This window comes from Cyanobacteriota bacterium, from assembly GCA_025054735.1.
In the GTDB taxonomy this organism is placed as follows: domain Bacteria; phylum Cyanobacteriota; class Cyanobacteriia; order SKYG9; family SKYG9; genus SKYG9.
This window is the reverse complement of the sequence record JANWZG010000673.1, coordinates 1-1,196: the sequence shown is the minus strand read 5'-3', so window position 1 is coordinate 1,196 and position 1,196 is coordinate 1. Positions and strand designations below refer to the sequence as shown.

General features: G+C 48.3%; 2 protein-coding genes. One reads left to right on the top strand and one right to left on the bottom strand.

Annotated elements, in window-relative coordinates:
- Positions 1-506: NUDIX hydrolase (locus NZ772_19290; protein ID MCS6815702.1), on the top strand; the 506-nt coding region annotated here is incomplete at its 5' end.
- A gap of 8 nt (positions 507-514) precedes the next feature.
- Here the strand turns inward: NZ772_19290 and petG are convergent.
- Positions 515-628: a cytochrome b6-f complex subunit PetG gene (gene petG / locus NZ772_19285; GenBank protein MCS6815701.1), complete on the bottom strand. Its 114-nt coding sequence runs from the start codon at positions 626-628 to the stop codon at positions 515-517.
- Positions 629-1,196 lie beyond the last annotated feature (568 nt).

The window sequence follows — 1,196 nt, the reverse complement described above, 5'->3', positions numbered from 1 at the left end:
AAATTCGGGTACAAAATCTCTACCTAGAGCAGCTATATACCTTTGGTGAGTTCGATCGCGACCCCAGAGAAAAAACCTATGGTGTGCGTTACCTATCAGTCAGCTACTTTGCCTTAGTGCAGTTTGCAGAGGCTGAACTAATTGCCGATGGCGTAAGTGGCATTGCTTGGTATCCCCTAGCACAGGTTCCCAAGCTAGCCTTTGACCATAACCGCATTCTCGAATACGGCTATAAGCGACTCCGCAACAAGCTAGAGTACAGCCCTGTCGCCTTTGACGTATTGCCAGAGACTTTTACCCTAAACGAACTCTACCAGCTTTACACCACGATTCTGGGGAATGACTTCTCTGACTATTCCAACTTTCGATCGCGCCTGTTGAAACTGGGTTTTCTGCAAGATACGGGTCACAAGACATCGCGTGGTGCAGGCAGACCAGCTAGCCTCTATCGGTTTGACGCTGAAGCCTTTGCACCACTGAAAGACAAACCACTGGTATTTATCTAAGCCAATGACTAGCCACCCAGTTGGTTTCCACGTCGATATTGCATGTAGGCAGCAAAAAACAACCCTGCTAAAGTTACAGGAATCAGTCCTAACACAATGCCTACCAACAGCGGCTCAACCACGATACAACTCCTTGACGTTACACAATTTATAACTACACTGCCTTAATGTTACCTGCTAACGATGGTGTTGCGTGCACCCAAAACAGATTTTGCTAGCAACTCGCATGTAGGCTATGTTCGCCTATACGCTTTACCCAGATTAGAACTGCCTGGATCAAAGCTACTGGATGAGAGCCAGCAGTGAAGACCTATGCCAATCCTCCAAAAGCCAGCGACATAACCCCTGACTACGAGCATCACTACCGTGTGCAAGAGAGCCTATTGGCAGGCTTCCTCAGCCCAGATGAAATAGAAATACTTGATGCCTACGTGCAGCAGCCCCCGTGCAGCAGCAGGTCAACCCCCAAATTGATAATGTCTGCCTCTGTTGGATTCCAGTCAATACCCTATCTAGCACGCCTACCATCGGTAGCCCACCCTCAGTAATACCCCTAAACGGCGTTGTTGCATGAAAGAGGGGTTGCGGGCGAAAGAGGCATGGTAAATTTCAGTTACCACACAAAAACGTGCCATGAACACTCAATATCGCGTCCGCAACTGGTCTGAGTATAACGCTGGATTGAAGCAA